The following is a 22,525-nucleotide window of genomic DNA, read 5'->3' on the forward strand; positions in this document are numbered from 1 at the left end:
GACGACAAATGAACAGCAATAAAAAAACACTTTCAATGAAAGTGTGGGGACTTCTATTGTTAATTATCCTGACCGCCGCAGCGGTAAATTATCATAAGGATATTTTGGCTAAGTTTAAGAGTAAGCCAGTGACCATCAGTAAATCTTTTATTCGTGGAAATAAGGCTGTTCAGTTTGTTGAAATAAAGAACATGATTATTACGCTGAAAGATAATAAATCCGAGCGTTATCTACAACTCGAGCTGGGTATTGCCACCGGTGATAATAATGATGTTAAAAAAGTGATTGCTATGGTGCCGGTTATTCAATCGGCCACTGTTAATTTACTCTCTAACATGGATTATCAAGCTGTACGTAATACATCTATTATCGATTTGCGTCGCCAACTGATGAGTGAATATAAAAAGGATTTTGAAAGTTTAAATGTCCCAATGCCATTTGATGATGTGGTGATTAGCCGTATGGTGTTCCAGTAATCAATATGGCGATAATGGACATTAATGATAATTTGGCGCTAACGCCTGCGGAAGAAAGCCAATATCTGGCTGCGTATTTACCTTTGGTAAAACGTGTTGTCAGACAACTTTCATTTCAGGCGGATAGTGTTATCGGCAGAGAGGATATGCAGCAAGTTGCATTGATGGGGCTATTAGAGGCACTACGCCGCTATGGGCATCCTGACGGGCAATTTGCTGCCTATGCTGTTCATCGAATTCGGGGTGCGGTGCTGGATCAACTGCGCGAACATGACTGGCGACCACGTAGGCTAAGGCAGAAAACGCATAAAACCAATGAAGCTATTCGTAAAGTAGCACGGCAATTGGGCCATGAACCCAGCTTTGAGGAAATTAATGCCGAACTGCAACTGACGGCAGAGGAATATCAAGAGTATTTATTATTGGAGAGCGCCAGTGCAATGGAAAGCCTGGACGATATTCTTTCACTGGAAACGCCCACTGATGCTTTACAAAGCAGGCAGTTGGAAGAGGGTATTATTATTGAAGATAATCTTAATCAAGCTATCGCTTCATTAGAGGAGCGAGAGCAGATGATTTTGCATCTTTATTATCAAAAAGAAATGAGTATGAAAGAGATTGCTGAAGTTTTAGATCTCACTGAAGCACGAATTTGTCAGCTTAATAAAAAGTTAGTACAGAAAATTAAATCATTTTTTTAAAATGTCGAGGGTATTATGCAGAAATTATTTGGGCTGCTGGTCATTATGGTATGTGTGATTGGTGGCTATATGATGTCAGGCGGAATGTTATCTTCCTTCTGGCAACCCGGGGAGATAATTATTATCCTCGGATCAGGGGTGGGAGCCATGATATTGGCAAACCCCGGTTATGTATTAAAAGAAATGTGGCACCAGATTCTTGCCATCACCCGCAAGAGTGAATATACCGCCGAATTTCAGCAGCAATTACTGATGCTCTTATATGAATTACTCGAAATGGTGGATGAAGGCGGATTAAAACGCTTGGATGAGCATATTGAAACCCCGGCTAATAGCCCGCTATTCCAGCGCTACCCTCTTATTTTACAAGACCAGCATCTGGTGACTTTTATCTCTGATAATTTCCGCCTAATGGCGATGGGCAAAATCAATCAACATGAGCTGGAAGGTATACTCGAACAGGAATTATCGGCGGTAGAAGAGGAACTTTTGGTTCCCTCGCGCTCCTTTCATCGCACCGCTGAAGCGATGCCTGGGTTTGGTATCTGTGCCGCCGTATTGGGCATTATCATCACCATGCAATCCATTGACGGCTCGATTGCAATGATCGGCATTAAAGTGGCAGCCGCCTTGATCGGCACTTTCCTAGGGGTATTCATCTGCTACTGCTTGATGGACCCACTGGCTAATGCCATGGAACAGGCGATGAAAAAGAAACTGGCGTTCTTTGAATGTGTGCGGATGGTGTTGGTCAATCATGTGGCCGGTAAACCTTCACTGCTGGCCGTCGACGCGGGGCGTAAAATGTTACCGCTGGACAGCAAACCGACCTTTGCCACTCTGGATTCGTGGATTAACAAGCTGATGATGGCAGGCGCGTAATGAGAAGTCATGCCATGGGTGGGCAAACCACCATAATCAAACGTTCTGCCAGAAAGAAATATGAAAGCGGGCATTCTGGTGCATGGAAAGTGGCTTTTGCCGACTTTACTCTCGCCATGATGGCGCTGTTTATGGTGCTGTGGATTGTCGGAGTGGTCTCGGAAGAGGAGCGACAAGAGATTGTCGCGCAACTGAATGGCCAGACTATTTTTGCCCAGCAATCCTTTATTTCGATTCCGTCTAAAAGCAGAAGTGGCGGCGGCAAGTTCTCTGACAGTATCGATGGTCAAGAACAGGCCAAAGAGACCAAAAGTAACCTCGCGGTAGAGGCACCAGAGCCGGAGCAGTCATTGGAAGAGGTGGTGGATAAATCCCGTCAGGAGATGGAAGAGTTATCGCGCATTATTATGCAGATTACGTCTGCTTATGACGCACAATCCAATCTGCATATGGAAGTGGTTCCCCAAGGGCTGCGTATTCTGATTCAGGATGATAAACAGCGAGATATGTTCCAACGCAGTAGCGCAGTACTGACCCCGTTTTTCAGCCGTTTACTGGGTGAGCTGGCACCGGCCTTTAATGAGATGGACAATAAAATCATTATTACCGGGCATACCGATGCGTCCCGTTATCGCGACCAAGTGCGGTACAACAATTGGAATCTGTCGGGGGAAAGGGCATTGATGGCGCATAAAGCGCTGGTAAATGGTGGATTGGACGAAGGTCGAGTATTGCAAATCAATGCGATGGCCGATCAGATGTTGCTGAACACCACCGAACCTTTAGCCGCTAAAAACCGCCGCATTGAGATCATGGTGTTAACTAAAACCGCCTCTGACACCCTCTATCAGTTCTTTGGCAATCACGGAGAGAATGTAGTGAAATCGGCAATGAATAAAGCCGAGTAGTTACATTGCTATTTTCACTGTCCAGCCAACCCTCGAATACCCCCGGGCTGGGCGGTGCTTTTTATTGGGAACAGCCACATACCCGCATCACGAATAGGTGGCTGATGAAATTAGCGTGGAGTGATAGTGACAGTATTGCCATGGGTTGCAATGGTAACTCGTTGACCAGCATGGAATTGTGTCACTCCTTGGGCTTGAACAACCAGGAATGTGGTGCCGTTATCTCGACGAACTTCTAATTCAACACCGCTACTGCGGTTCAGCATACTTTGAACTTGTTGGCCAACAACACCGCCAGCAACCGCCCCTGCGGCAGTGCCAAGACGACGGCCTGTACCGCCACCGATGGTATTACCCAAGAAGCCACCTACCACCGCACCGCCAACTGCACCGGCAATGTTATTTCCATCACCGCCCTGAATAGTGACTGGGCGTACAGAAACCAGAGTACCGTAAGTTACCGTTTGGGTAACACCCGCTTGAGAGCTGCTGAATGTATCGCCCGAAAGGGTATTATTATTGGCGCAGCCACTGAGTGTGGCAACGGCGATAGCAACAACAATGAATGGCTTGATCATAAAGGAACCCCTTTTAGCGCATAACCGGTTGAATATTGACCGGTAAATTCATCATAGCACGGCTCATTTACCAGTAAATTGATTCATATATAAAATATGCAATTAACTACGCTCTAGCGGCGCAGTTTGCACCTGACAAGGGGCATTGGTTGGCAGCACATCGCCAAGTTAACACGGGCATTATGCTGTTAAAAGCTCAAATATTAACCAAATACACTGTTGGTGAATGATGCCGATGCTCAATATTATCTTTTATTATCCCGAGCAGATCCATTTTGTAACAATAATATTCACTATTAAAAATAGCAAAATTGTACGTTGAAATATCCAATAGCTAATAAAATTACTTAAAATCTGATAGTTGAAAATTCATATTTGGCTCGCAGACAAAATTAATAATTAATCATGCCATGTGATTTGCCTTTTCAAGTGGCTCTGGTTTTATTTTTTATAAAATGATAATGGCAGATTGAATTGTTAACCCGTTTTGGCATCAGTGGAGCTTAAGCCAAATGTTAAAATAATCAGTTTTGGTAAATAATTGACGTAATTGGAAAAAATTTATGCTGGTTTTTTGCACTGATTTTTATCGAACTTTGAGAAGAGCAAAAAGAACCCGTTTCAGCAAGGGGGGCGCGGGTTTGGTGAGTTTTTAAATGGCAATACTTCAGTGTTTTCAATGCCAAATTAGGCTTTTTTTATCAATTAGGTTTGCTTAATTGGGCTAAGAGGCTCATTTCATCTTTAAGTCAGATAGAACTTTCATTTCCGGTTAAATAACTAAAGTAAGTAATATGTAATTAAAGTCATATCGTTAATTAGCCATGCTCGGTTAATGATATTCAATTCCATCTGTATCCCCCACATTACTACTTGACAGATTTTCTAACTTCTGGCAAATGAAATATTTTGCTGAAACGGTTTTAGTTCACAGATATTTTCCTCGCATTAACTCAATCAATTATCCATTGATAAAGATCAACTTAATTAAATTTCGGAGGTTACAAAATATTAACACAAAACCATGTTTTATCTAAGGGTATGCTCATCATCTTTCACGTCGCAGGTGCGCTTGCTGTTTTCCTGAATCTTGAAATTTAGTGGGTATAAGTAGAATAATAAAAAATAGGGGAAAAAACATGCTTTCCCAGCATGGCGTTAACCGTCGTGATTTTATGAAACTTTGTGCAGCATTAGCTGCCACCATGGGTCTCAGCAGCAAGGCTGCCGCTGAAATCGCTAGTACAGTGAGTTCACCCCAACGTCCGCCAGTCATCTGGATTGGTGCGCAGGAGTGTACCGGTTGTACCGAGTCACTGTTACGTTCAACTCACCCGACCATTGAGAACCTGCTGCTGAGTGTTATCTCAATGGAGTATCACGAAGTTCTCTCTGCCGCCTTTGGTGATCAGGCGGAAGAGAACAAGCACCACGCAATTGAAAAGTACAAAGGGAAATATGTACTGGTGGTGGATGGTTCTATCCCACTGAAAGACGGTGGGATTTACTGCATGGTTGCCGGTAAACCTATTGTCGAGCATATTCGTGAAGCCGCAGAGCATGCAGCGGCTATTATTGCTATTGGCTCCTGTTCTGCCTGGGGCGGCGTACCTGCCACTGGCGGCAACCCAACCGGCGCGGTTAGCTTGCAAGAGGTGCTGCCGGGCAAAACCGTCATTAATATCCCCGGCTGCCCACCTAATCCGCATAACTTTCTGGCGACAGTGGCCCATATCATTACCTTCCAGCGGCCACCCGCATTGGATGCCAAAAACCGCCCAACCTTTGCTTATGGCCGCCTGATCCACGAAAACTGCGAACGGCGTCCACACTTTGATGCTGGCCGTTTTGCCCGTCAGTTTGGTGATGAAGGCCATCGACAAGGTTGGTGTCTTTATCATTTAGGCTGTAAGGGGCCGGAGACCTATGGCAACTGCCCGACACTGGAGTTCTGTGATGTCGGCGGGGGTATCTGGCCGGTCGGGATAGGGCATCCTTGCTACGGTTGTAATGAAGAAGGCATCGGTTTCACCAAAGGTATCGCGCAATTGTCCAGTGTTGAACATCCGACACCGCGTGGCGAGCTACCGCTGATCCATAACGCCGAAGGCGGCAAGATCTCGACCACCGCCACGGCGTTACTGGGTGGGGTCGTGGGATTGGTCGCCGGTGTCAGCTTGATGACGGTGCGTGAACTGGGGCGGCAACAGAAACAGCGCCGCAAAGATGACGATCACTCATCGCGGGAGGAGTAGCCGTGAACCGACGTCACTTTTTCAAATTAGCCTCTGGTGGTGTGCTGTTGGCGGGGCTGTCGCCCAGCACCAAAGCTGAGGTACAAAACCGGCCACCGATTCCCGGTGCGCTGGGGATGTTATATGACTCCACATTATGTGTCGGTTGTCAGGCCTGCGTGAGCAAATGCCAGCAGGTCAATCATAGCGAGATATACGCCCGCGGCGAGGCTGTTTGGTCCGAGAATGACAAACTCAGCCCCTTCACCAACAATATTATTCAGGTATGGACCAGCGGCGCGGGGGTTAATAAAGATCAATTAGAAGATGGCTATGCCTATATCAAAAAGCAGTGCATGCATTGCGTTGATCCCAATTGTGTCTCCGTCTGCCCGGTAAGTGCCCTGCGCAAAGATGCCAAAACCGGCATTGTTCACTACGACCCCGATGTTTGTACCGGTTGCCGTTATTGCATGGTCGGTTGCCCGTTCAATGTGCCGAAATATGATTACGACAACCCCTTTGGCAAGATTCATAAATGTGAATTGTGCAACCAGAAAGGGGTTGAGCGTTTGGATAAAGGCGGTTTACCCGGCTGTGTTGAAGTCTGTCCGACCGGGGCGGTGATATTCGGTACTCGCGAGGAACTGCTGTCAGAAGCTCAACGGCGGCTGACGCTAACGCCGGGTGAAAACTACCGTTTCCCACGTCAGACTCTCAGTGCCAATGACACCTATGAGCATCCGGTCCCTCACTATGATAAGCACGTTTATGGTGAGAAAGAGGGCGGTGGCACCCAGGTTTTGGTGCTGGCGGGCATTCCGGCCGAGAAACTCGATTTACCACCATTGGCCGAACTGGCGACGGGCGCTCGCTCTGAGCATGTCCAGCACACGTTGTACAAAGGCATGATCCTACCGCTGGCGGTACTGGCCGGGGTGACGGCATTGGTGCACAGAAATACGCGTGATGAGCGCAAAGACTCTGAACATGATGAAGATAAAAAGCATCATGGCGAGTCGGGCACGCCGGATAAAAAGGAAGGTCCAGATGACGATGCATAAATCCAGCCCACTGGGTGGGCGGCTGGTCAGTTGGCCGGTCATGCTGTTAGCGCCTTTTGTGGTGTTATGTGCGCTATTGATTGTCAAACGTTTGGTGCTAGGGCTGGGGTCGGTCAGTGACTTAAATGGCGGCTTCCCGTGGGGCATCTGGATTGCCTTCGACTTGCTGGTTGGCACCGGTTTGGCTTGCGGTGGCTGGGCATTGGCTTGGGCGGTTTATGTGTTTAACCGCGGGGAATATCACCCACTGGTACGCCCGGCACTGCTCGCCAGTTTGTTTGGTTATGCACTGGGTGGCTTATCGATAACCATCGACGTGGGCCGCTACTGGAACCTGCCTTACTTCTTTATCCCCGGGCATTTCAACGTTAACTCGGTGCTGTTCGAAACCGCGGTCTGTATGACGATCTATATTGGCGTCATGGCGGTGGAGTTTGCTCCGGCGTTATTTGAACGCCTCGGTTGGAAAGTGTCGCTTAAGCGCCTCAATAAAGTGATGTTTTTTGTCATCGCATTGGGTGCGCTGCTACCCACCATGCACCAATCCTCAATGGGATCGTTGATGATTGCCGCCGGTGCCAAGATTCACCCGCTATGGCAAAGCTATGAAATGTTGCCGCTGTTCTCCCTGCTGACGGCTGCTATTCTTGGCTTCTCTATTGTCATCTTTGAAGGCTCATTGGTTCAGGCCGGATTGCGTGGGCGAGGGGCAAACGAAGCTCCGCTATTCGCGCGGTTGACCACCATCATCGACGTATTCCTGCTGCTGTTTATTGTGCTGCGTCTTGGTGAGGTGATCGTGCGCCATAAAACCGATTATCTGTGGCTGTTTGACCGCTATTCCATTGCTTTCTGGGCTGAAATTATCCTGATGGCGTTGCCGTTGCTGATTTTCCGCATTCCGAAAGCCAGACAAGACAGCCGCCTACTGTTTATCGGTGCGCTCTGCATGATTGGTGGCGGAGCCTTATGGCGGCTGAATTACTCGCTATTGGCCTTCAGCCCCGGCGGCGGCTACAACTATTTCCCAACCACCAGTGAAATCCTGATCTCCATCGGCTTCGTCGCCATTGAGGTCTGCGCCTACATTTTATTGATTCGACTGTTGCCGGTGCTTCCTGCTCACGGGCAGTTACATAAGAATAATCAGACAGAGGTAAAGCATGAGCCAACGCATCACCATTGATCCCGTCACCCGAATTGAGGGACACCTGCGGATCGACTGCGAAATTGAGGACGGCAAAGTCATTAAGGCTTGGTCCTCCGGCACCATGTGGCGTGGCATGGAAGAAATTCTGCAAGGTAATGATCCGCGCGATGCTTGGATGATTGTGCAGCGCATTTGTGGCGTCTGCACCACCATCCACGCCATTGCCTCGGTGCGTGCAGTCGAGAATGCATTAGGAATGGAAGTGCCAGTCAATGCGCAGCATATCCGCAACCTGATTCTGGCTGCGCACAGTATTCATGACCATATCGTCCACTTCTATCAGCTATCGGCATTGGACTGGGTGGATGTCACCTCGGCACTGCAAGCTTCGCCACGCAAAGCGGCAGAGATGCTAAGAGGGCTGTCAAGCTGGCCGCTTAATAGTGAGCAGGAGTTTGCCCGCGTACAGCAGAAAATCAAGGATTTAGTCGCCAGCGGCCAGTTAGGTATTTTTGCCAACGGTTATTGGGGCCATCCAGCAATGGCATTGCCGCCGGAAGTGAATCTGATTGCCGTGGCACATTACCTGCAAGCGCTTGAGTGCCAGCGCGATGCCAACCGCATTGTGGCGGTACTGGGCGGCAAAACGCCGCATATTCAAAACCTGGCGGTAGGCGGGGTTGCCAACCCGATTAATCTGGATATGCCGAGTGTGCTGAATCTGGAACGCCTGATGCTGGTGAAGTCCTTTATCGACCGCTTGGGGAGCTTTATCGAGCAAGTCTACAAAGTGGATACCGCGGTGATCGCTGCCCATTATCCGGGCTGGCTCAATCTGGGCAAAGGGGCTGATTATTACCTCAGCGTGCCGGAGCTGCCCATCGATCGCAAAGGAGAAACCTTCCTGCTGCCAGGCGGTTATCTGGAAAATGGCACCTTCCGCCCGATTGTTAATCACAACGATCCTTACTTGATCAAAGGGATTGCCGAGAGTGGTAAGCATGCCTGGTACAAGGACGATGAACCGCTGGCCCCTTGGGAAGGGAAAACTAACCCGAACTACACTGGCTGGCAGGAAGATGGCAAATACTCTTGGGTAAAAGCGCCGACATTCTATGGCAAAACTGTGGAAGTTGGGCCGCTGGCTTGGTTGATGTGTGGGATAGCGGCAGATCATGGGCCAACCAAACAGCACTTTAGTGATATTGGTGCGGCTTACCACACCTTAAGTGGGCAGAGTATTAGCGCTGAACAACTGCCATCAACATTGGGCCGCATTATTGGTCGTGCGGTGCATTGCTGTGTGCTGCATGAGACGTTGGCCCAGCAATGGACGGCACTGGTGACTAATATTGGCACCGGTGATGTCGAAACCTTTATCAAACCTGACATTCCCCTGACAGGTGAAATCCGTGGCGTGGGCTTTGAAGAAGCCCCGCGCGGCATGCTGTCGCACTGGGTGGTTATCAAAGATGGCAAAATCGCCAATTATCAGGCGGTGGTGCCATCAACCTGGAATGCTGGGCCGCGAAACTATAACGATGAACCGGGTCCTTACGAGCAAGCGCTAGTCGGGACGCCGGTGGCCGATCCTGCCAAACCACTGGAGGTGGTGCGGACCATTCACTCATTCGACCCGTGCATGTCCTGTGCTGTACATATTGTCGACACAACGGGCAACGAAGTGACCAAAGTCAAGGTGCTGTGATGGGGATTTTGGTATTAGGTATAGGTAACTTATTACTCAGTGATGAAGCTGTCGGGGTGCGGATTGTCGAGGCGCTGGAACAGCGCTTTCACATCCCAGCGGGAGTGGAGGTGCTGGATGGTGGCACTGCCGGTTTGGAGTTGATGGAAGCGATGGCAAATCGCGAACATCTGATTGTCGCTGATGCGGTATTGACCGGGCAGTCACCGGGTAGCGTGGTGGTGCTGCGGGATAAAGAAATTCCGGCGATGTTCAGTCGCAAAGTGTCACCGCATCAGTTGGGGCTCTGCGATGTGCTGATGGCGCTGCAACTGACCGACGAGTTCCCGCGCCAGCTTACGTTAGTGGGGGTAGTGCCCGAATCGCTGGCACCGAAGATTGGCCTGACGCCGACGGTCACGCAGGCCATCGAACCGGCGCTGGAACAGATTATCGCGGCACTACAGGTCAGCGGAATCACGCTCAAAGCACGGGAAGAAAGCCATGTCTGATGTCATTGCCGGCCATGCACAAAATCCGACGGAATTGCTGGAACAGGTGTTTAGCCAGATAGCGGCCGATGAAATGTGCAAATTGCCATTTTACCGCGACCATATTCCCCTGCGCGCCTGTGGATTTCAGTTATTTGAGCAGCAATGGATTGGCGCGTTATTGACTCCATGGATGCTGAGTCTGGTGGTATTGCCAGGGCCACAGCAAAGCTGGCAACGCCGTATTGTGGGAGAGCGCCTGATGCTGGCGCTACCTTGCGGCACCATCGGTTTTACCGTTAGCGAGATTGCCGGTTGCGGCCAGTATTTGAGCCGCTCGTTGATGTCGCCGCTGGACACTGCGCTTGGTGCAGAACAGGCGGTGCAACTGGCAGAACAGAGTGCGCGCATGGCGCTGTCACTGCCGGTGGTGGATGCAGATGCTCCTGCCAATCCACGGCGGCGCGCCTTGTTTAGTAAGGTCACTCAAATGACGAATCCGCATGCATGAAATCAGTTTATGCCTCAGCACATTGGAGCTGATTGAGAAACAGGCACAATTGCACGGTGCCAAACGGATAACAGCGGTATGGCTGGAGATTGGTGCGCTATCTTGTATTGAAGAGAGCGCTTTGCGTTTTAGTTTTGATAGCGCCAGCCGCCAGACACTGGCTGCGGGGTGCCAATTGCACCTTAGCTATCAGCCAGCCAAAGCCTGGTGCTGGGAGTGCAGCACCAGTGTTGCTATTGAACGGCATGATGCCGGGTGCCCGCATTGCGGCAGCCATGCTCTGCAAGTGGAGAGTGGCAGCAATTTGCAGGTAAAACAGATAGAAGTGGAATAATCCTGAAGGAGTGAATTCCTATGTGTACGACTTGTGGTTGCGCCAGCGGCGAGAGAAAGATCGAGGGCGACGACAATCATCATGATGATGATCACCACCACGACGATCATCACGACCACCATCATCATCATGATGACGGCCACCACGATCATCATCACCATGATCATCATGAAAGCGCTGCCCAGCCGCAAAAAATTCAGCATAAACATAAAAATAAATATGTCGCTAAAGGCACGCAGCCGGTCATTGTTCACCACCACTATTATTACCATCAAGGTGATGTTCATCATCATTATCATGGCAAAGCGCCGGAACCGATGGCGGGTAACGAACCTGAGGATACCGACGCTCCGGCAGCAGAGCCTTTTGCCCCACAAGTTCATGCCGATAAACTTGGGCTGCATTATGGTCAGGGTGAGGCCGGTAGCCACGCGCCGGGCATGGGACAGCGCCGCTTACTGCAAATTGAGCAAGATGTACTGAGCAAAAATAATCAGTTAGCCAGCCATAACCGTGAGCATTTTGTCGAACAACATATTTTGGCGCTGAATTTGGTTTCCAGTCCCGGTTCCGGCAAAACCACTTTGTTGACCACGACTTTACAGTTGCTGGCCGGGCGAGTGCCTTGCGCAGTGATTGAAGGTGATCAGCAAACTACCCATGATGCCGAGCGCATTCGCGCTACCGGCGTGCCAGCGATTCAGGTTAATACCGGCAAAGGCTGTCATCTGGATGCGCAGATGGTGCACGATGCCGCGCACCGATTGGGGCTTGCCAATGATAGCCTGCTGTTTATCGAAAACGTCGGCAACTTGGTCTGCCCGGCCAGCTTTGATCTGGGCGAACGCCACAAAGTGGCGGTGCTCTCGGTTACTGAGGGTGAAGATAAACCGTTGAAATATCCTCATATGTTTGCTGCATCCACCCTGATGATTATCAATAAAATCGATCTGTTGCCGTATCTGGATTTTGATATTGAGCAGTGCATCGCCTATGCCCGTCAGGTGAACCCCGATATTCAGGTTATTGCTCTGTCAGCCAGTAGCGGCGAGGGCATGGACTTGTGGCTGGAATGGCTGGAGGCGCAGCGATGTGCTTAGGCGTACCCGGCAAGATTGTGGCGGTAGGTGAAGATATCCACCAATTGGCATGGGTGGAAGTGAACGGCGTGAAACGCGAAATCAATATTGCGCTAGTGTGCGATGAAAGTCCGGCGGACTTGTTGGGCCAATGGGTTTTGGTGCATGTTGGGTTTGCCATGAGTCTGCTTGATGAAGAAGAAGCTCAGCAAACACTGGCGGCGTTAGCGCATATGCAAGCTGTTGGGCTAGATCTGGATGATGTCGTAAGTGGGGCCAGCGATGCGCTACGTTGATGAGTTTCGAGATCCGGCATTAGTGACGGCGTTGTTGAGCCGTATCGAAAACTTACTGCCGCAGATCCCGGATCAACAGCGCTTGCCGTTGCAGATCATGGAGGTGTGCGGCGGTCATACTCATGCGATCTTTAAATTTGGTCTTGATCAACTGCTCCCAGATGGGCTGGAGTTTGTTCATGGGCCAGGCTGCCCGGTCTGTGTTCTGCCGATGGGGCGTATCGACAGTTGTTTGGAGATTGCCGCTCACCCAGAGGTGATTTTCTGCACTTATGGCGACGCCATGCGAGTGCCTGGCCGTAATGGTTCGATGCTGGATGCCAAGCGGCGCGGCGCGGATATTCGCGTGGTTTACTCACCACTGGATGCCCTGACGCTGGCACAGAATAACCCTTCCCGCGAGGTGGTATTTTTCGGCTTGGGCTTTGAAACGACCATGCCGGCCAGTGCCTTAACGCTACAACAAGCCAAGCGGCTTGGGCTGACCAATTTCACTCTGTTCTGCCAGCACATCACCATTATTCCTACGTTGCGCAGTCTGCTACAGCAGCCCGATGTGCGGATCGACGGCTTTCTGGCTCCAGGCCATGTCAGCATGGTGATCGGCACCACGCCATACCACTTTATCTGCGATCAATTCAATAAACCGCTGGTGGTCACCGGCTTTGAGCCGCTGGATATTTTACAAGGGTTGGTGATGCTACTGGAGCAGATGGTCAGTGGGCGCTGTGCCGTGGAAAACCAGTACCGGCGCATCGTGCCGGACAGCGGCAACCTATTGGCACAGCAAGCACTGGATGACGTGTTTATCGTTAAAGCTAGCAGCGAGTGGCGTGGGTTGGGCGAAATCGCCGATTCTGGTGTGCAACTTAGCCCGGCGTATCAGGCTTTTGATGCCGAACTGCGTTTCAAACCACAGCAGCAGAAAGTGGCGGATGACCCGCGATCCCGCTGTGGCGATGTGCTGACTGGGCGCTGTAAGCCGAACCAATGCCCGTTGTTCGGTGGCGAGTGCACGCCAGATAATGCATTTGGGGCGCTGATGGTTTCCTCTGAGGGAGCTTGCTCCGCTTACTACCAATATAAATAAATCAGGCAATAATGAATGAATAACCACGAGATCACCCTAGCCCACGGCAGTGGTGGGCGGGCCATGCAAAGCTTGATTGAGTCACTGTTTTTGGCGGCATTTTCTAACCCCGCGCTGAATGAGCGGGAGGATCAGGCGCGTATTGCGCTGGCGGATCTTACTGCGCTCGGTGATCGGCTGGCAGTATCAACGGACAGCTATGTCATCGATCCTATTTTTTTCCCCGGCGGTGATATTGGCAAATTGGCGGTGTGCGGTACCGCCAATGATGTGGCGGTCAGTGGGGCGATACCGCGCTATCTTTCGTGTGGTTTTATTCTGGAAGAAGGTCTGCCGATTGCCTCACTTGAACGGATTGTGCAGTCAATGGCCGCTACCGCGCAGCAGGCGGGTATGCAGATAGTCACTGGCGATACTAAAGTGGTGCAGCGTGGAGCGGCGGATAAGATCTTTATTAATACCACCGGTATTGGTGTGATCCCGGCAGATATCCAGTGGGGAACGGCGATGATCCGTGCGGGTGATCGGATCATTGTCAGTGGCACTTTGGGTGATCATGGCGCGACCATTCTGAATCTGCGCGAAGGTTTGGGTCTGGAAGCTGAACTAATCAGTGATTGTGCGCTGTTGGCACCCCTGATTGCCCCACTGCGCCACATTGCCGGGGTGCGAGCGCTACGCGATGCCACACGGGGCGGAGTGACCGCTATCTTGCATGAATTTGCCGCCGCCAGTGGTTGTGGTATGGAAATCAACGAAACTGATTTACCGCTGAAACCGGCAGTGCGCGGGATTTGCGAATTGCTGGGATTGGATGCGCTCAATTTTGCTAACGAAGGTAAGTTAGTGCTGGTGGTCTCCCCCGAGGCCCAACAGGCGGTTTTGGCCGAGTTGCATCGCCATCCATTAGGCCAGGACGCCGCAGTTATTGGGCATGTTACCGAGAGCAAGCAAGTGCGTTTATGTGGCGCATTTGGTGTTTCGCGCCGCTTGGATTTACCTCTTGATGAGCCGTTACCACGAATCTGTTAATCCTCCTCCGCGTCCTTGGGGATTGGCGATGAGTGTGGCCAGGAATTGGGTGAGGTCAGGAGTTCATTGTGGATAAAAATGGTCTTCGCCTGCGGGTAAAAGGTAAGGTGCAAGGGGTTGGTTTTCGTCCCTATATCTGGCAACTTGCCCATCGTTTTGGCCTGTGTGGCGATGTCAGTAACGACAGCGCGGGAGTGACCATTCATCTGTGGCAATCGCCAGCAGTGGTGGATTTTTTACAGGCATTGCCGCTGGATTGCCCGCCGCTGGCACAGATTGATAGCATCGTCAGCGCACCCTATCACTGGGCACAACCGCCGCTGGATTTTGTTATTCATCATAGTGGGGCCGGGCAGATGGACACCCAAATCGTGCCCGATGCTGCAACCTGCAATGCTTGCCTGCACGAAATGAATGACCCCGCCAATCGCCGCTATCGTTATCCTTTTATCAACTGCACCCATTGCGGCCCGCGTTTTACCATTATCCACCGCATGCCCTATGACCGGCCCTATACCTCGATGGGCAAGTTCCCGCTGTGTGCGGCCTGTCAGGCCGAATATGACCATCCGGCAGACCGCCGTTTTCATGCTCAACCCAATGCCTGCGCGGATTGTGGCCCGCAATTATGGCTGAGTGATGTGAACGGTCAGACCTTGGCTCAGGGCTTTACTGCCGTGCAGCAGGCGGCCTCGGCGCTATTGGCCGGCGAGATTGTTGCTGTCAAAGGTGTGGGCGGCTTTCATTTGGCGGTCGATGCCACCAACGGTAGCGCAGTGGCCCGTTTACGTGCACGTAAACACCGGCCCTCCAAGCCGCTGGCCGTCATGTTGCCGGATGCCAGTTGGTTAAAAACCTGTGTGCAGGACACCGATAATGAAGCTTTGCTCCGATTATTACGCAGCTCGGCGGCTCCCATCGTTTTAGTCGCTAAACAACCGAACAGCCCACTCAGTGGCGCGATTGCACCAAAGTTACCGGAAATCGGCGTGATGTTGCCCGCCAATCCGCTACAACATTTGTTACTGCAACAAGTTGCGCGCCCACTGGTGATGACCTCCGGCAATGGCAGTGGCAAACCTCCGGCACTCAGTAATGAGCAAGCCCTGAGTGCGCTAACTGATATAGTCGACTATTGGCTGTTGCACGATAGGGCTATTGTGCAGCGAGCTGATGATTCGCTGGTGCGCTTCACTGGCAATGGTGCTGAAATGCTGCGCCGCGCCAGAGGTTATGTGCCCGATGCTTTCGAACTGCCTCCGGGGTTTAGCCAGCAACCGGCAATTCTGGCGCTGGGGGCAGACATGAAAAATACCTTTTGTCTGTTGCGCGATAGCAATGCGGTGTTGAGCCAGCACTTGGGGGATCTGGCTGATAGCGATATTGCGCAGCAACAGCAGCAGTTACTCGCGCTATTTTGCAATATTTATCATTTCACCCCACAGTCGGTAGTGGTGGATGCCCATCCCGGGTATGTCAGCCATCAGTTTGGTAAAGATTGGGCCGCACAACAGAATATTCCTTGCGTGGAGGTGCTGCATCATCACGCACATCTGGCGGCTTGTCTGGCAGAACATGGCTGGCCGCGTGAGGGCGGAGCAGTAATTGGTCTGGCGCTGGATGGGCTGGGATATGGTGCAGAGGGCCAGTTGTGGGGGGGCGAATGTTTACGTGTAGATTATGTGAGTTGTGAACATATCGGTGGCTTGCCAGCCGTGGCTCTGCCCGGCGGGGATTTAGCTTCTCGTCAGCCATGGCGCAACTTGTTGGCACAGTTACAGCGCTTTGTTCCACTAGGGCAAAACTTACCTGAAGCTGCTGCCATTCCACAGCCACAGGGCGAGATCCTCGCGCGCGCCATTGCGCGTGGCATCAATGCGCCACTGGCTTCATCGACGGGGCGATTATTTGATGCGGTGGCGGCAGCACTCAATATTGTGCCGCACACCATCAGTTGGGAGGGGGAGGCCGCTTGTCAGTTGGAAGCGCTGGCATGGCAGAGTGCCAGAACGGTTCCCCCCGTCACACTACCGCTGCGCGGTAATCAGCTGGATTTAGCCACGTTTTGGCAGCAATGGTTGGCTTACGATGCGACACCGGCAGAGCGGGCTTATGCTTTCCACTTCGCGCTGGCGCAGGGCTTTGCCACCTTAGCCCGTCAAGCGGCACACGACTTTGGCATTGATACCATTGCCTTTTCCGGGGGCGTGTTGCATAACCGACTGCTGCGCGAGCTATTATGCGAGCAACTGCATGACTTTCAGCTATTGATGCCACAGCGCCTTCCGGCGGGTGATGGTGGTCTGGCGCTAGGACAGGCACTGATTGCGGCTGCCCGGGCGATGACATAAGGTTGATGGCAATATCCTTTCTGTTCACTGGTGGGAGGCACCGTGCACACCATTCATTCTGACCCTTCTATTACACCGGATTTATTCCCTGATACATTGGCAGCGGCCTGTTTGCAGCAATTTCATGCCACACCGCCGCTGGTTCACTGTTTAACCAATGAGGTTGTGCAGTCCTTCACCGCCAATGTATTACTGGCACTGGGGGCTTTTCCGGCGATGGTGGTAGAGCCTAAAGAGGCGGCGCAATTCAGCGCCATGGCCAATGGCTTGTTGATCAATATTGGCACCTTGCATCGAACACGAGCAGAAGCCATGTTGGCGGCAATTGCTGCGGCCAACCAAACAGCCACTCCGTGGGTACTGGACCCTGTTGCTGTCGGTGGGTTGGCGTATCGCACCGAATTTGCCCACCACTTATTGACACTCAAACCGGCGGCTATACGGGGCAATGCCTCGGAGATTATGGCGTTGAGCGGCATGGCAACCATGGGGCGAGGAGTTGATAGCGTTGATACTTCATTGGCTGCATTGCCTGCCGCTCGCCAGTTAGCACAGCAGGTTAAGACGGTGGTCGCGGTGACCGGTGAGGTGGATTACATCACTGATGGGCAGCGTGATTTCGCCGTGCCCGGCGGTGATCTGCTGATGACGCGGGTAGTTGGCACCGGCTGTGCGTTGTCTGCAGTGGTGGCGGCGTTCTGTGCACTTGAAGGCGATCGCTTGCATCATGTTGCGACAGCGTGCCGAATTATGTCGCAGGTTGGTGGTGTGGTCTCTCAGCAAGTTACCGGGCCGGGAAGTTTTATTCCGGCTTTTCTTGATGGTCTTTATCAATTGAAAACTATTGGTGTTTAGTTTTGCCCTGATTTAATTAGCTTTCCACCAAGATTTCACTCTCAAATTAAATCTAATTAATAGCCTCTACGGAGGCTTAAATTATATTCAGCAAATAATTCGCCATGGTTTAGAATTTAAATGGTGAGTACTCACATTCTTTGGTCTTCCCGGTCTTTTCTGCATTCCTGTTTTTTAGGTCCCTAATAAACACATAGGAAAATACAATGCTCCTTCTGAAAAGTTATAAAATAGCGGCGCTAATTGCCGTCGGGATATTAGTGGCAGGATGCGCCTCAAAGGTCACAACCAGCGCGCAATACTCTGGTTTTCTGGGTGACTACACCAAATTACAAGAAACAGAATCCGCGAGTGGTCAAAAAATACTGCGCTGGATTGCACCTGGTTTTAATGTTGCCAACTATACTGGCGTTTATTATACACCGTTGGTTTATTACCCGCGTTCGACACCAACTCAACGAGTGAGTCAGCAAACATTAGATCAAGTTTTGGCCTACGCAAATAAAAGACTTAAAGAAGCTTTTAGCCGTCAATTACCATTAGTCAATTCACCAAAACTACCTAATACATTAATTGTCCGCGCGGCAATTACGGCGGTTTCTGCTGAAACAAAAGATATGCAGGTATATGAAGTGGTACCTATTGCCGCAGTGATCGCCGGTACTATGGCAGCCACGGGTAATCGCACCCAACATACTGCGCTTTATATGGAAGTGCAGGTTATTGACTCTAATACCGGTAAACCGGTGATCGTGGTGGTACGTAAAGCTTACGGTAAAGATGTCAGTAACAGTAATACGCCAATTACGGCGGATGACGTGAAGAGTACTGTGGATGGATTGGTCTATGACATTGTTAATTTCAAACAAAAAAGCTAACTAATCCTATAAAAATCCCCATACTGCCGAGTCTCTGAATAGCATTAACCCAGAGGCTCGGCGGTATTTCTTGCTACTTATCTAGTCGTAATACGCACTGCGAATAAGAACCGATAAATCATTTAATTTCATTGGCTTGCCTAATAAATAACCCTGTACTTCATCACACATTAGGGCTTGCAGATGCTCAAGCTGCTCGGCGGTTTCTACCCCTTCGGCGGTCACGGTCATCGACAGGGCATGGCCGAGGTTAATGATGCCTTCAACGATTGACTGACCCTCATGGGATTCCGCCAGTTCATCCGTAAAACTCTTATCAATTTTCAGACCATCAAATGGGAAACGGCGCAAATAATTAAGTGATGAATATCCGGTACCAAAGTCATCCATCGATAAGCGCACACCGAGGGCTTTCAACGCCATCATAGTTTTAAATGCCCCATCAGCATCTTCAATCATTATTCGCTCGGTTATCTCTAGCTCCAGCCGGTGGCTAGGCAGCCCCGTCAATAACAGAACTTGCCGCACTCGCTCGATCAGACGCTGGTTTCTGAATTCAATGGCCGAAATATTGACGGAAACAATCAACGATGGAGGCCAGGTGGAGGCATCTTGGCAGGCCTGTAACATGGTCCAATCGCTGATGGAGGTGATAAGCCCGGTTTCTTCTGCCAGAGCAATAAACTGATCCGGCATTAATAGCCCTAGCACCGGATGATTCCAGCGCACTAAAGCTTCCGCCCCGGTGAGCTGTGTCCCTTCAATACGATAGCGCGGTTGATAATAAAGGCTGAACTCATTGTGTTTAACCGCCTGACGTAAAAACCGCTCCAGTTCGCTGCGTTGCATCAGGCGCTCATTCATTTCACTGGAGTAGAAACTCCACCGGTTACGGCCGCTATTTTTAGCTTCGTACATGGCAATATCGGCAAACCGCAACAACTCCTCGGCATGCATTGAATCCTGTGGTGCCAAAGCAATGCCGATGCTGGCACCGATATAAATATCTTGGCCATTGATGACATAAGGGCTTTCGATACGGGCGATAACACGGGCGCAGAGCTGCTCAATTTCTTTGATTGATGCCAGGCCGGTAATAATCAGAATGAACTCATCGCCCCCCTGACGGGCGACCAGATCTTGATCGCGCAAACAGCTTCTTAGGCGCTCAGATACCTGATGCAGCACCAGATCACCGGTAACGTGACCATAGGTATCATTGACTGGCTTGAATTTATCCAAATCGACATTGAGGATCACCAGTGGGTGTGGCGCGGCAGCCAAGTTTCGCAGTTTATTTTCCAGAAACTCTTTCATTCGCAGACGGTTGGGTAAACCGGTTAGCACATCATGCAGAGAAAGGTGCTGAATACGTTCCTGCGCTTCTATCTCTCGGGTGATATCTGAAGCGGTGCCGCGAAAACCTATAGTCTTGGCATCTTTGATAATAGGTTTGGCATAAATCCGGCAAATACGTTTATCGCCCTTGGCCGAGAAATACGTGCATTGCAGTTCATTACGAGATTCAGTCAGATGGGTGTGTTGCAGCCAAGAGCGCAGCGGAATAATGTCGCAATTTAGCAGTGAATCAAGATTGCGGCCTAACCAGTGCTCCATACTTAGCCCGGTAATAGTTAAAAATCGCTGTGACAGATAGGTAATACGTAAATCAGCATCGGTTTCCCATAGCCAATCAGTTGCGGCCTCTGCAACATGACGAAAACGCTCTTCGCTGGCAATTAAAGCGGCTTTGTTTTCATCGGCAACTTGTGCCTCTGACATGGCTCGCCGCAGTACCAACCAGCCACTTAATCCAAGAATAAGAGCAACCAGCGCCAGTAATGGGAGCAATATATTGAGTAGCTGCCCCCCCGGCATGCTCTGGTTCCAGTGCAAAGTCAGGTCACTGTTGTCACTGGAAACTAACGCCACCGAAGGGCTGGAGGAGATATCTTTTTTGTCACGAGGAGTACGTAATTGATGAATGCCGAAATCTTCGCCCAAGGCATCCAGCTCGGCCGGTGTGAGGACATTGACGAACACCAGAACAGAGGGGGCACCTGGCACTGGTTTAACTCGTGGGTCATTACCTGGGGTCAATGCTGCTGCCGCAATGATTACGGGCTGACCCGCAACGTCGATGGTTTCCGTCGCAATATACTCTGTTGCGGCTCGCTCGCGGGCAGTATCAATAAGCGGTGTAATATTCTCATTGAGCCAATCTGGTAACGTCGTATTTGCCAGTTTCCCATCAATAACGGAATAACGCGTCTTTTCCTGACCATCAATGACGAATACGCCTTCATAATTAAAATCATTATAAAGTGATGGCCCCAAATTCTGGCTGATAAAGGCCCATTCAGGGTCTACTTTTACATGCAGATGTTCATAGGCATCGCCCCAAAAAGCATTATCTTTTATTCTGGCTTTGATCTCATTTTGGCGCATCTCCCACGCTTTATTAACCAAAAAGCGGCTTTGAGATATCGCCTGTTCATTTAATTGTGAGGCAATGTAGATAATGCCTACCGCCGCAATAATGATAGTTGCCCCAACGAGCAGAGCCATAGCCTGTAAAGTTTGTTTCGCAAAGAAAACATTTTCTCCTCTTGCCCGTGATTCTTGCGGGGTGGAGTTTGTCATAGTGAATTCCCTTAGCACTTACAAAGTTCGGGCTGATACTAAGTATTAGAGAAAAACCTGTTTAATCAGCAGGAAGTAAAGACTCTGAGGCAATCTAAACTAACATAACTCCGTCAAATTATAATTTTAGCTCAGAATAATTTAATATTTAAAATTTGGGATTTAATGAAACATAAACCCACGACAGAAGCGTAGGTTTATGTTTAATATGAATTTTTTATGGCTGTTAAATCTGAGTTAAGAAAAAAATTAACTTAGTGGTTAATATCCTGCATCGCAGAAATCGCTATAGGGTTACCACTATTTTCCCAACTTGTCCGTTGGCTTCCATATATCGGTGAGCTTCAGCGATATCTTCCAGTTTGAATATTCGGTCAATCACCGGTTTCAACTGTCCGCAAGAAAGCCCATCAGAAACAAATTTTTTGGCCCGCGCCATCCTGTCAGGAACCGTAGTGATTTCAAACAGCTCGTATCCGCGCAATGTGAGGTGTTTTCCCAGAATATCCATAACTGAAACCGTGATGTCGCGGGGGTCTAGCGCACCATACTGGAAGAAAATACCTTGCGCCGACATGGCTTTCATCATTCTGCTGACTTCTGGCCCGCCAACAGGGTCGAAGACAATACGTGCCCCCTTACCATTAGTGATGTTGTTCACGGATTCAATTAAATTATCTTCTTGTGTCGCAATAACGTGAGCGGCTCCGGCTTTCAACAACATATCTCGCTTCTCACTGGTGCGAGTCAGGGCTACGGGGATTGCCTCCAGCATATTCGCAATCTGAATAGCAGCCAAACCGACACTACTGGATGCGGCCCCGATCAGGATAGTTTCGCCGGCCTTAAGCTTACCGAACTCAACCAGCGCACCGAAAGCCGTAACAAACATCATCCAACTTGCTGCGGCTTCTGCAAAACTGAGGTTAGTCGGATGCTTGACTACCGCATGAATCGGGGCGTTTACCAATTCACCGTACATGCCATATTCACTGAACATGAACGAAGGAATGATGCTGACGACGTCACCTGGTGCAAAATCAGTTACATCTGGGCCAATTGCCTCGATAATACCTGCGCCTTCATACCCCAATATTGCAGGATACTGAGGGTCAATAACGTACTGACCGGAACGATACATAACTTCAGCGCGGTTAAGACCGATGGCCTGTAGACGGATCTGCACCTCTCCTGCTGAGGGGGCGGCAACCTCAATATCTTCTAATTTTAGAACTTCCGGGCCTCCGGTTTCATAAAAGCGAACAACTTTTGCCATGACTTGTCT

Annotated in this window: 21 protein-coding genes; 18 read left to right on the forward strand and 3 right to left on the reverse strand. The window is 50.3% G+C overall.

Annotated features, from left to right (window positions below):
* Positions 1-8: 8 nt before the first annotated feature.
* The 4 genes from FTA96_RS17820 to lafU are packed head-to-tail and all read left to right on the forward strand — an operon-like array spanning position 9 to position 2,967.
* On the forward strand, positions 9-476 hold the full coding sequence (locus FTA96_RS17820) for a flagellar basal body-associated FliL family protein (RefSeq protein ID WP_050123529.1): 468 nt from the start codon (positions 9-11) through the stop codon (positions 474-476).
* A 14-nt stretch (positions 477-490) separates the two neighbouring features.
* Entirely contained in the window at positions 491-1,177 is a 687-nt protein-coding gene (locus FTA96_RS17825) for a FliA/WhiG family RNA polymerase sigma factor (protein WP_080990537.1), read from the forward strand.
* A 15-nt stretch (positions 1,178-1,192) separates the two neighbouring features.
* On the forward strand, positions 1,193-2,059 hold the full coding sequence (gene motA / locus FTA96_RS17830; protein WP_050123533.1) for a flagellar motor stator protein MotA: 867 nt from the start codon (positions 1,193-1,195) through the stop codon (positions 2,057-2,059).
* Complete coding sequence (gene lafU / locus FTA96_RS17835) at positions 2,059-2,967, forward strand: putative lateral flagellar export/assembly protein LafU (RefSeq protein WP_050145358.1); 909 nt, start codon at positions 2,059-2,061, stop codon at positions 2,965-2,967. Before motA ends, lafU begins: the two co-directional genes overlap by 1 nt.
* 110 nt (positions 2,968-3,077) lie before the next feature.
* Here the strand turns inward: lafU and FTA96_RS17840 are convergent, their stop codons facing one another.
* Positions 3,078-3,545, reverse strand: coding sequence for an outer membrane lipoprotein (locus FTA96_RS17840; RefSeq protein ID WP_050108509.1), 468 nt, complete (start codon positions 3,543-3,545; stop codon positions 3,078-3,080).
* A 1,139-nt stretch (positions 3,546-4,684) separates the two neighbouring features.
* Here FTA96_RS17840 and hybO point away from each other — a divergent pair.
* The 14 genes from hybO (at position 4,685) to FTA96_RS17910 (ending at position 18,597) form a co-directional block, all read left to right on the forward strand.
* Positions 4,685-5,800: a hydrogenase 2 small subunit gene (gene hybO / locus FTA96_RS17845; protein WP_050123536.1), complete on the forward strand. Its 1,116-nt coding sequence runs from the start codon at positions 4,685-4,687 to the stop codon at positions 5,798-5,800.
* A gap of 2 nt (positions 5,801-5,802) precedes the next feature.
* A complete protein-coding gene (gene hybA, locus FTA96_RS17850; protein WP_050318079.1) occupies positions 5,803-6,843 on the forward strand; it encodes a hydrogenase 2 operon protein HybA in 1,041 nt (346 codons plus the stop codon).
* A complete protein-coding gene (hybB, locus tag FTA96_RS17855) occupies positions 6,830-8,029 on the forward strand; it encodes a Ni/Fe-hydrogenase cytochrome b subunit (RefSeq protein WP_186372893.1) in 1,200 nt (399 codons plus the stop codon). The genes hybA and hybB overlap by 14 nt, the downstream gene beginning before the upstream one ends.
* Entirely contained in the window at positions 8,007-9,701 is a 1,695-nt protein-coding gene (gene hybC / locus FTA96_RS17860; RefSeq protein WP_050123542.1) for a hydrogenase 2 large subunit, read from the forward strand. The genes hybB and hybC overlap by 23 nt, the downstream gene beginning before the upstream one ends.
* The gene (locus FTA96_RS17865) at positions 9,701-10,192 is read left to right on the forward strand and encodes a HyaD/HybD family hydrogenase maturation endopeptidase (RefSeq protein WP_050108501.1); all 492 of its coding nucleotides are present in this window, start codon (positions 9,701-9,703) and stop codon (positions 10,190-10,192) included. The genes hybC and FTA96_RS17865 overlap by 1 nt, the downstream gene beginning before the upstream one ends.
* The gene (gene hybE, locus FTA96_RS17870; protein WP_050108499.1) at positions 10,185-10,682 is read left to right on the forward strand and encodes a hydrogenase-2 assembly chaperone; all 498 of its coding nucleotides are present in this window, start codon (positions 10,185-10,187) and stop codon (positions 10,680-10,682) included. The genes FTA96_RS17865 and hybE overlap by 8 nt, the downstream gene beginning before the upstream one ends.
* Positions 10,675-11,016: a hydrogenase maturation nickel metallochaperone HypA gene (gene hypA, locus FTA96_RS17875; protein WP_050123545.1), complete on the forward strand. Its 342-nt coding sequence runs from the start codon at positions 10,675-10,677 to the stop codon at positions 11,014-11,016. The genes hybE and hypA overlap by 8 nt, the downstream gene beginning before the upstream one ends.
* 20 nt (positions 11,017-11,036) lie before the next feature.
* Positions 11,037-12,116: a hydrogenase nickel incorporation protein HypB gene (hypB, locus tag FTA96_RS17880; RefSeq protein WP_145574468.1), complete on the forward strand. Its 1,080-nt coding sequence runs from the start codon at positions 11,037-11,039 to the stop codon at positions 12,114-12,116.
* The gene (gene hybG / locus FTA96_RS17885) at positions 12,107-12,391 is read left to right on the forward strand and encodes a hydrogenase maturation factor HybG (protein ID WP_050108495.1); all 285 of its coding nucleotides are present in this window, start codon (positions 12,107-12,109) and stop codon (positions 12,389-12,391) included. The genes hypB and hybG overlap by 10 nt, the downstream gene beginning before the upstream one ends.
* The gene (gene hypD / locus FTA96_RS17890; RefSeq protein ID WP_050108493.1) at positions 12,378-13,481 is read left to right on the forward strand and encodes a hydrogenase formation protein HypD; all 1,104 of its coding nucleotides are present in this window, start codon (positions 12,378-12,380) and stop codon (positions 13,479-13,481) included. Before hybG ends, hypD begins: the two co-directional genes overlap by 14 nt.
* 15 nt (positions 13,482-13,496) lie before the next feature.
* Complete coding sequence (gene hypE / locus FTA96_RS17895) at positions 13,497-14,513, forward strand: hydrogenase expression/formation protein HypE (protein WP_050108490.1); 1,017 nt, start codon at positions 13,497-13,499, stop codon at positions 14,511-14,513.
* Between the two features lie 68 nt (positions 14,514-14,581).
* Entirely contained in the window at positions 14,582-16,864 is a 2,283-nt protein-coding gene (gene hypF, locus FTA96_RS17900) for a carbamoyltransferase HypF (RefSeq protein WP_145574470.1), read from the forward strand.
* A gap of 42 nt (positions 16,865-16,906) precedes the next feature.
* Positions 16,907-17,719, forward strand: a complete 813-nt coding sequence (gene thiM / locus FTA96_RS17905; RefSeq protein WP_186371237.1) for a hydroxyethylthiazole kinase — start codon at positions 16,907-16,909, stop codon at positions 17,717-17,719.
* Between the two features lie 206 nt (positions 17,720-17,925).
* Positions 17,926-18,597, forward strand: coding sequence for a DUF3313 domain-containing protein (locus FTA96_RS17910; protein ID WP_050150841.1), 672 nt, complete (start codon positions 17,926-17,928; stop codon positions 18,595-18,597).
* An 81-nt stretch (positions 18,598-18,678) separates the two neighbouring features.
* On the opposite strand, the gene FTA96_RS17915 is transcribed toward FTA96_RS17910, so the two are convergent.
* Both FTA96_RS17915 and FTA96_RS17920 read right to left on the reverse strand, forming a co-directional pair.
* Positions 18,679-21,240, reverse strand: coding sequence for a bifunctional diguanylate cyclase/phosphodiesterase (locus tag FTA96_RS17915; protein ID WP_050108484.1), 2,562 nt, complete (start codon positions 21,238-21,240; stop codon positions 18,679-18,681).
* Between the two features lie 286 nt (positions 21,241-21,526).
* Complete coding sequence (locus FTA96_RS17920; RefSeq protein ID WP_050150843.1) at positions 21,527-22,516, reverse strand: zinc-dependent alcohol dehydrogenase family protein; 990 nt, start codon at positions 22,514-22,516, stop codon at positions 21,527-21,529.
* Between the last annotated feature and the right edge of the window lie 9 nt (positions 22,517-22,525).

Source organism: Yersinia alsatica, from assembly GCF_902170305.1.
Classification (GTDB): domain Bacteria; phylum Pseudomonadota; class Gammaproteobacteria; order Enterobacterales; family Enterobacteriaceae; genus Yersinia; species Yersinia alsatica.

Bases quoted from the DNA above. Each gene is read 5' to 3' on its own strand.
- hypE (WP_050108490.1), top strand. From the start codon at position 13,497: ATGAATAACCACGAGATCACCCTAGCCCACGGCAGTGGTGGGCGGGCC.
- lafU (WP_050145358.1), top strand. From the start codon at position 2,059: ATGAGAAGTCATGCCATGGGTGGGCAAACCACCATAATCAAACGTTCT.
- hypB (WP_145574468.1), top strand. From the start codon at position 11,037: ATGTGTACGACTTGTGGTTGCGCCAGCGGCGAGAGAAAGATCGAGGGC.
- FTA96_RS17920 (WP_050150843.1), bottom strand. From the start codon at position 22,516: ATGGCAAAAGTTGTTCGCTTTTATGAAACCGGAGGCCCGGAAGTTCTA.
- motA (WP_050123533.1), top strand. From the start codon at position 1,193: ATGCAGAAATTATTTGGGCTGCTGGTCATTATGGTATGTGTGATTGGT.
- FTA96_RS17915 (WP_050108484.1), bottom strand. From the start codon at position 21,240: ATGACAAACTCCACCCCGCAAGAATCACGGGCAAGAGGAGAAAATGTT.
- FTA96_RS17840 (WP_050108509.1), bottom strand. From the start codon at position 3,545: ATGATCAAGCCATTCATTGTTGTTGCTATCGCCGTTGCCACACTCAGT.
- hybO (WP_050123536.1), top strand. From the start codon at position 4,685: ATGCTTTCCCAGCATGGCGTTAACCGTCGTGATTTTATGAAACTTTGT.
- FTA96_RS17820 (WP_050123529.1), top strand. From the start codon at position 9: ATGAACAGCAATAAAAAAACACTTTCAATGAAAGTGTGGGGACTTCTA.
- hypD (WP_050108493.1), top strand. From the start codon at position 12,378: ATGCGCTACGTTGATGAGTTTCGAGATCCGGCATTAGTGACGGCGTTG.
- hybG (WP_050108495.1), top strand. From the start codon at position 12,107: ATGTGCTTAGGCGTACCCGGCAAGATTGTGGCGGTAGGTGAAGATATC.
- FTA96_RS17825 (WP_080990537.1), top strand. From the start codon at position 491: ATGGACATTAATGATAATTTGGCGCTAACGCCTGCGGAAGAAAGCCAA.
- FTA96_RS17910 (WP_050150841.1), top strand. From the start codon at position 17,926: ATGCTCCTTCTGAAAAGTTATAAAATAGCGGCGCTAATTGCCGTCGGG.
- hybB (WP_186372893.1), top strand. From the start codon at position 6,830: ATGACGATGCATAAATCCAGCCCACTGGGTGGGCGGCTGGTCAGTTGG.
- hybC (WP_050123542.1), top strand. From the start codon at position 8,007: ATGAGCCAACGCATCACCATTGATCCCGTCACCCGAATTGAGGGACAC.
- hypA (WP_050123545.1), top strand. From the start codon at position 10,675: ATGCATGAAATCAGTTTATGCCTCAGCACATTGGAGCTGATTGAGAAA.
- hybE (WP_050108499.1), top strand. From the start codon at position 10,185: ATGTCTGATGTCATTGCCGGCCATGCACAAAATCCGACGGAATTGCTG.
- FTA96_RS17865 (WP_050108501.1), top strand. From the start codon at position 9,701: ATGGGGATTTTGGTATTAGGTATAGGTAACTTATTACTCAGTGATGAA.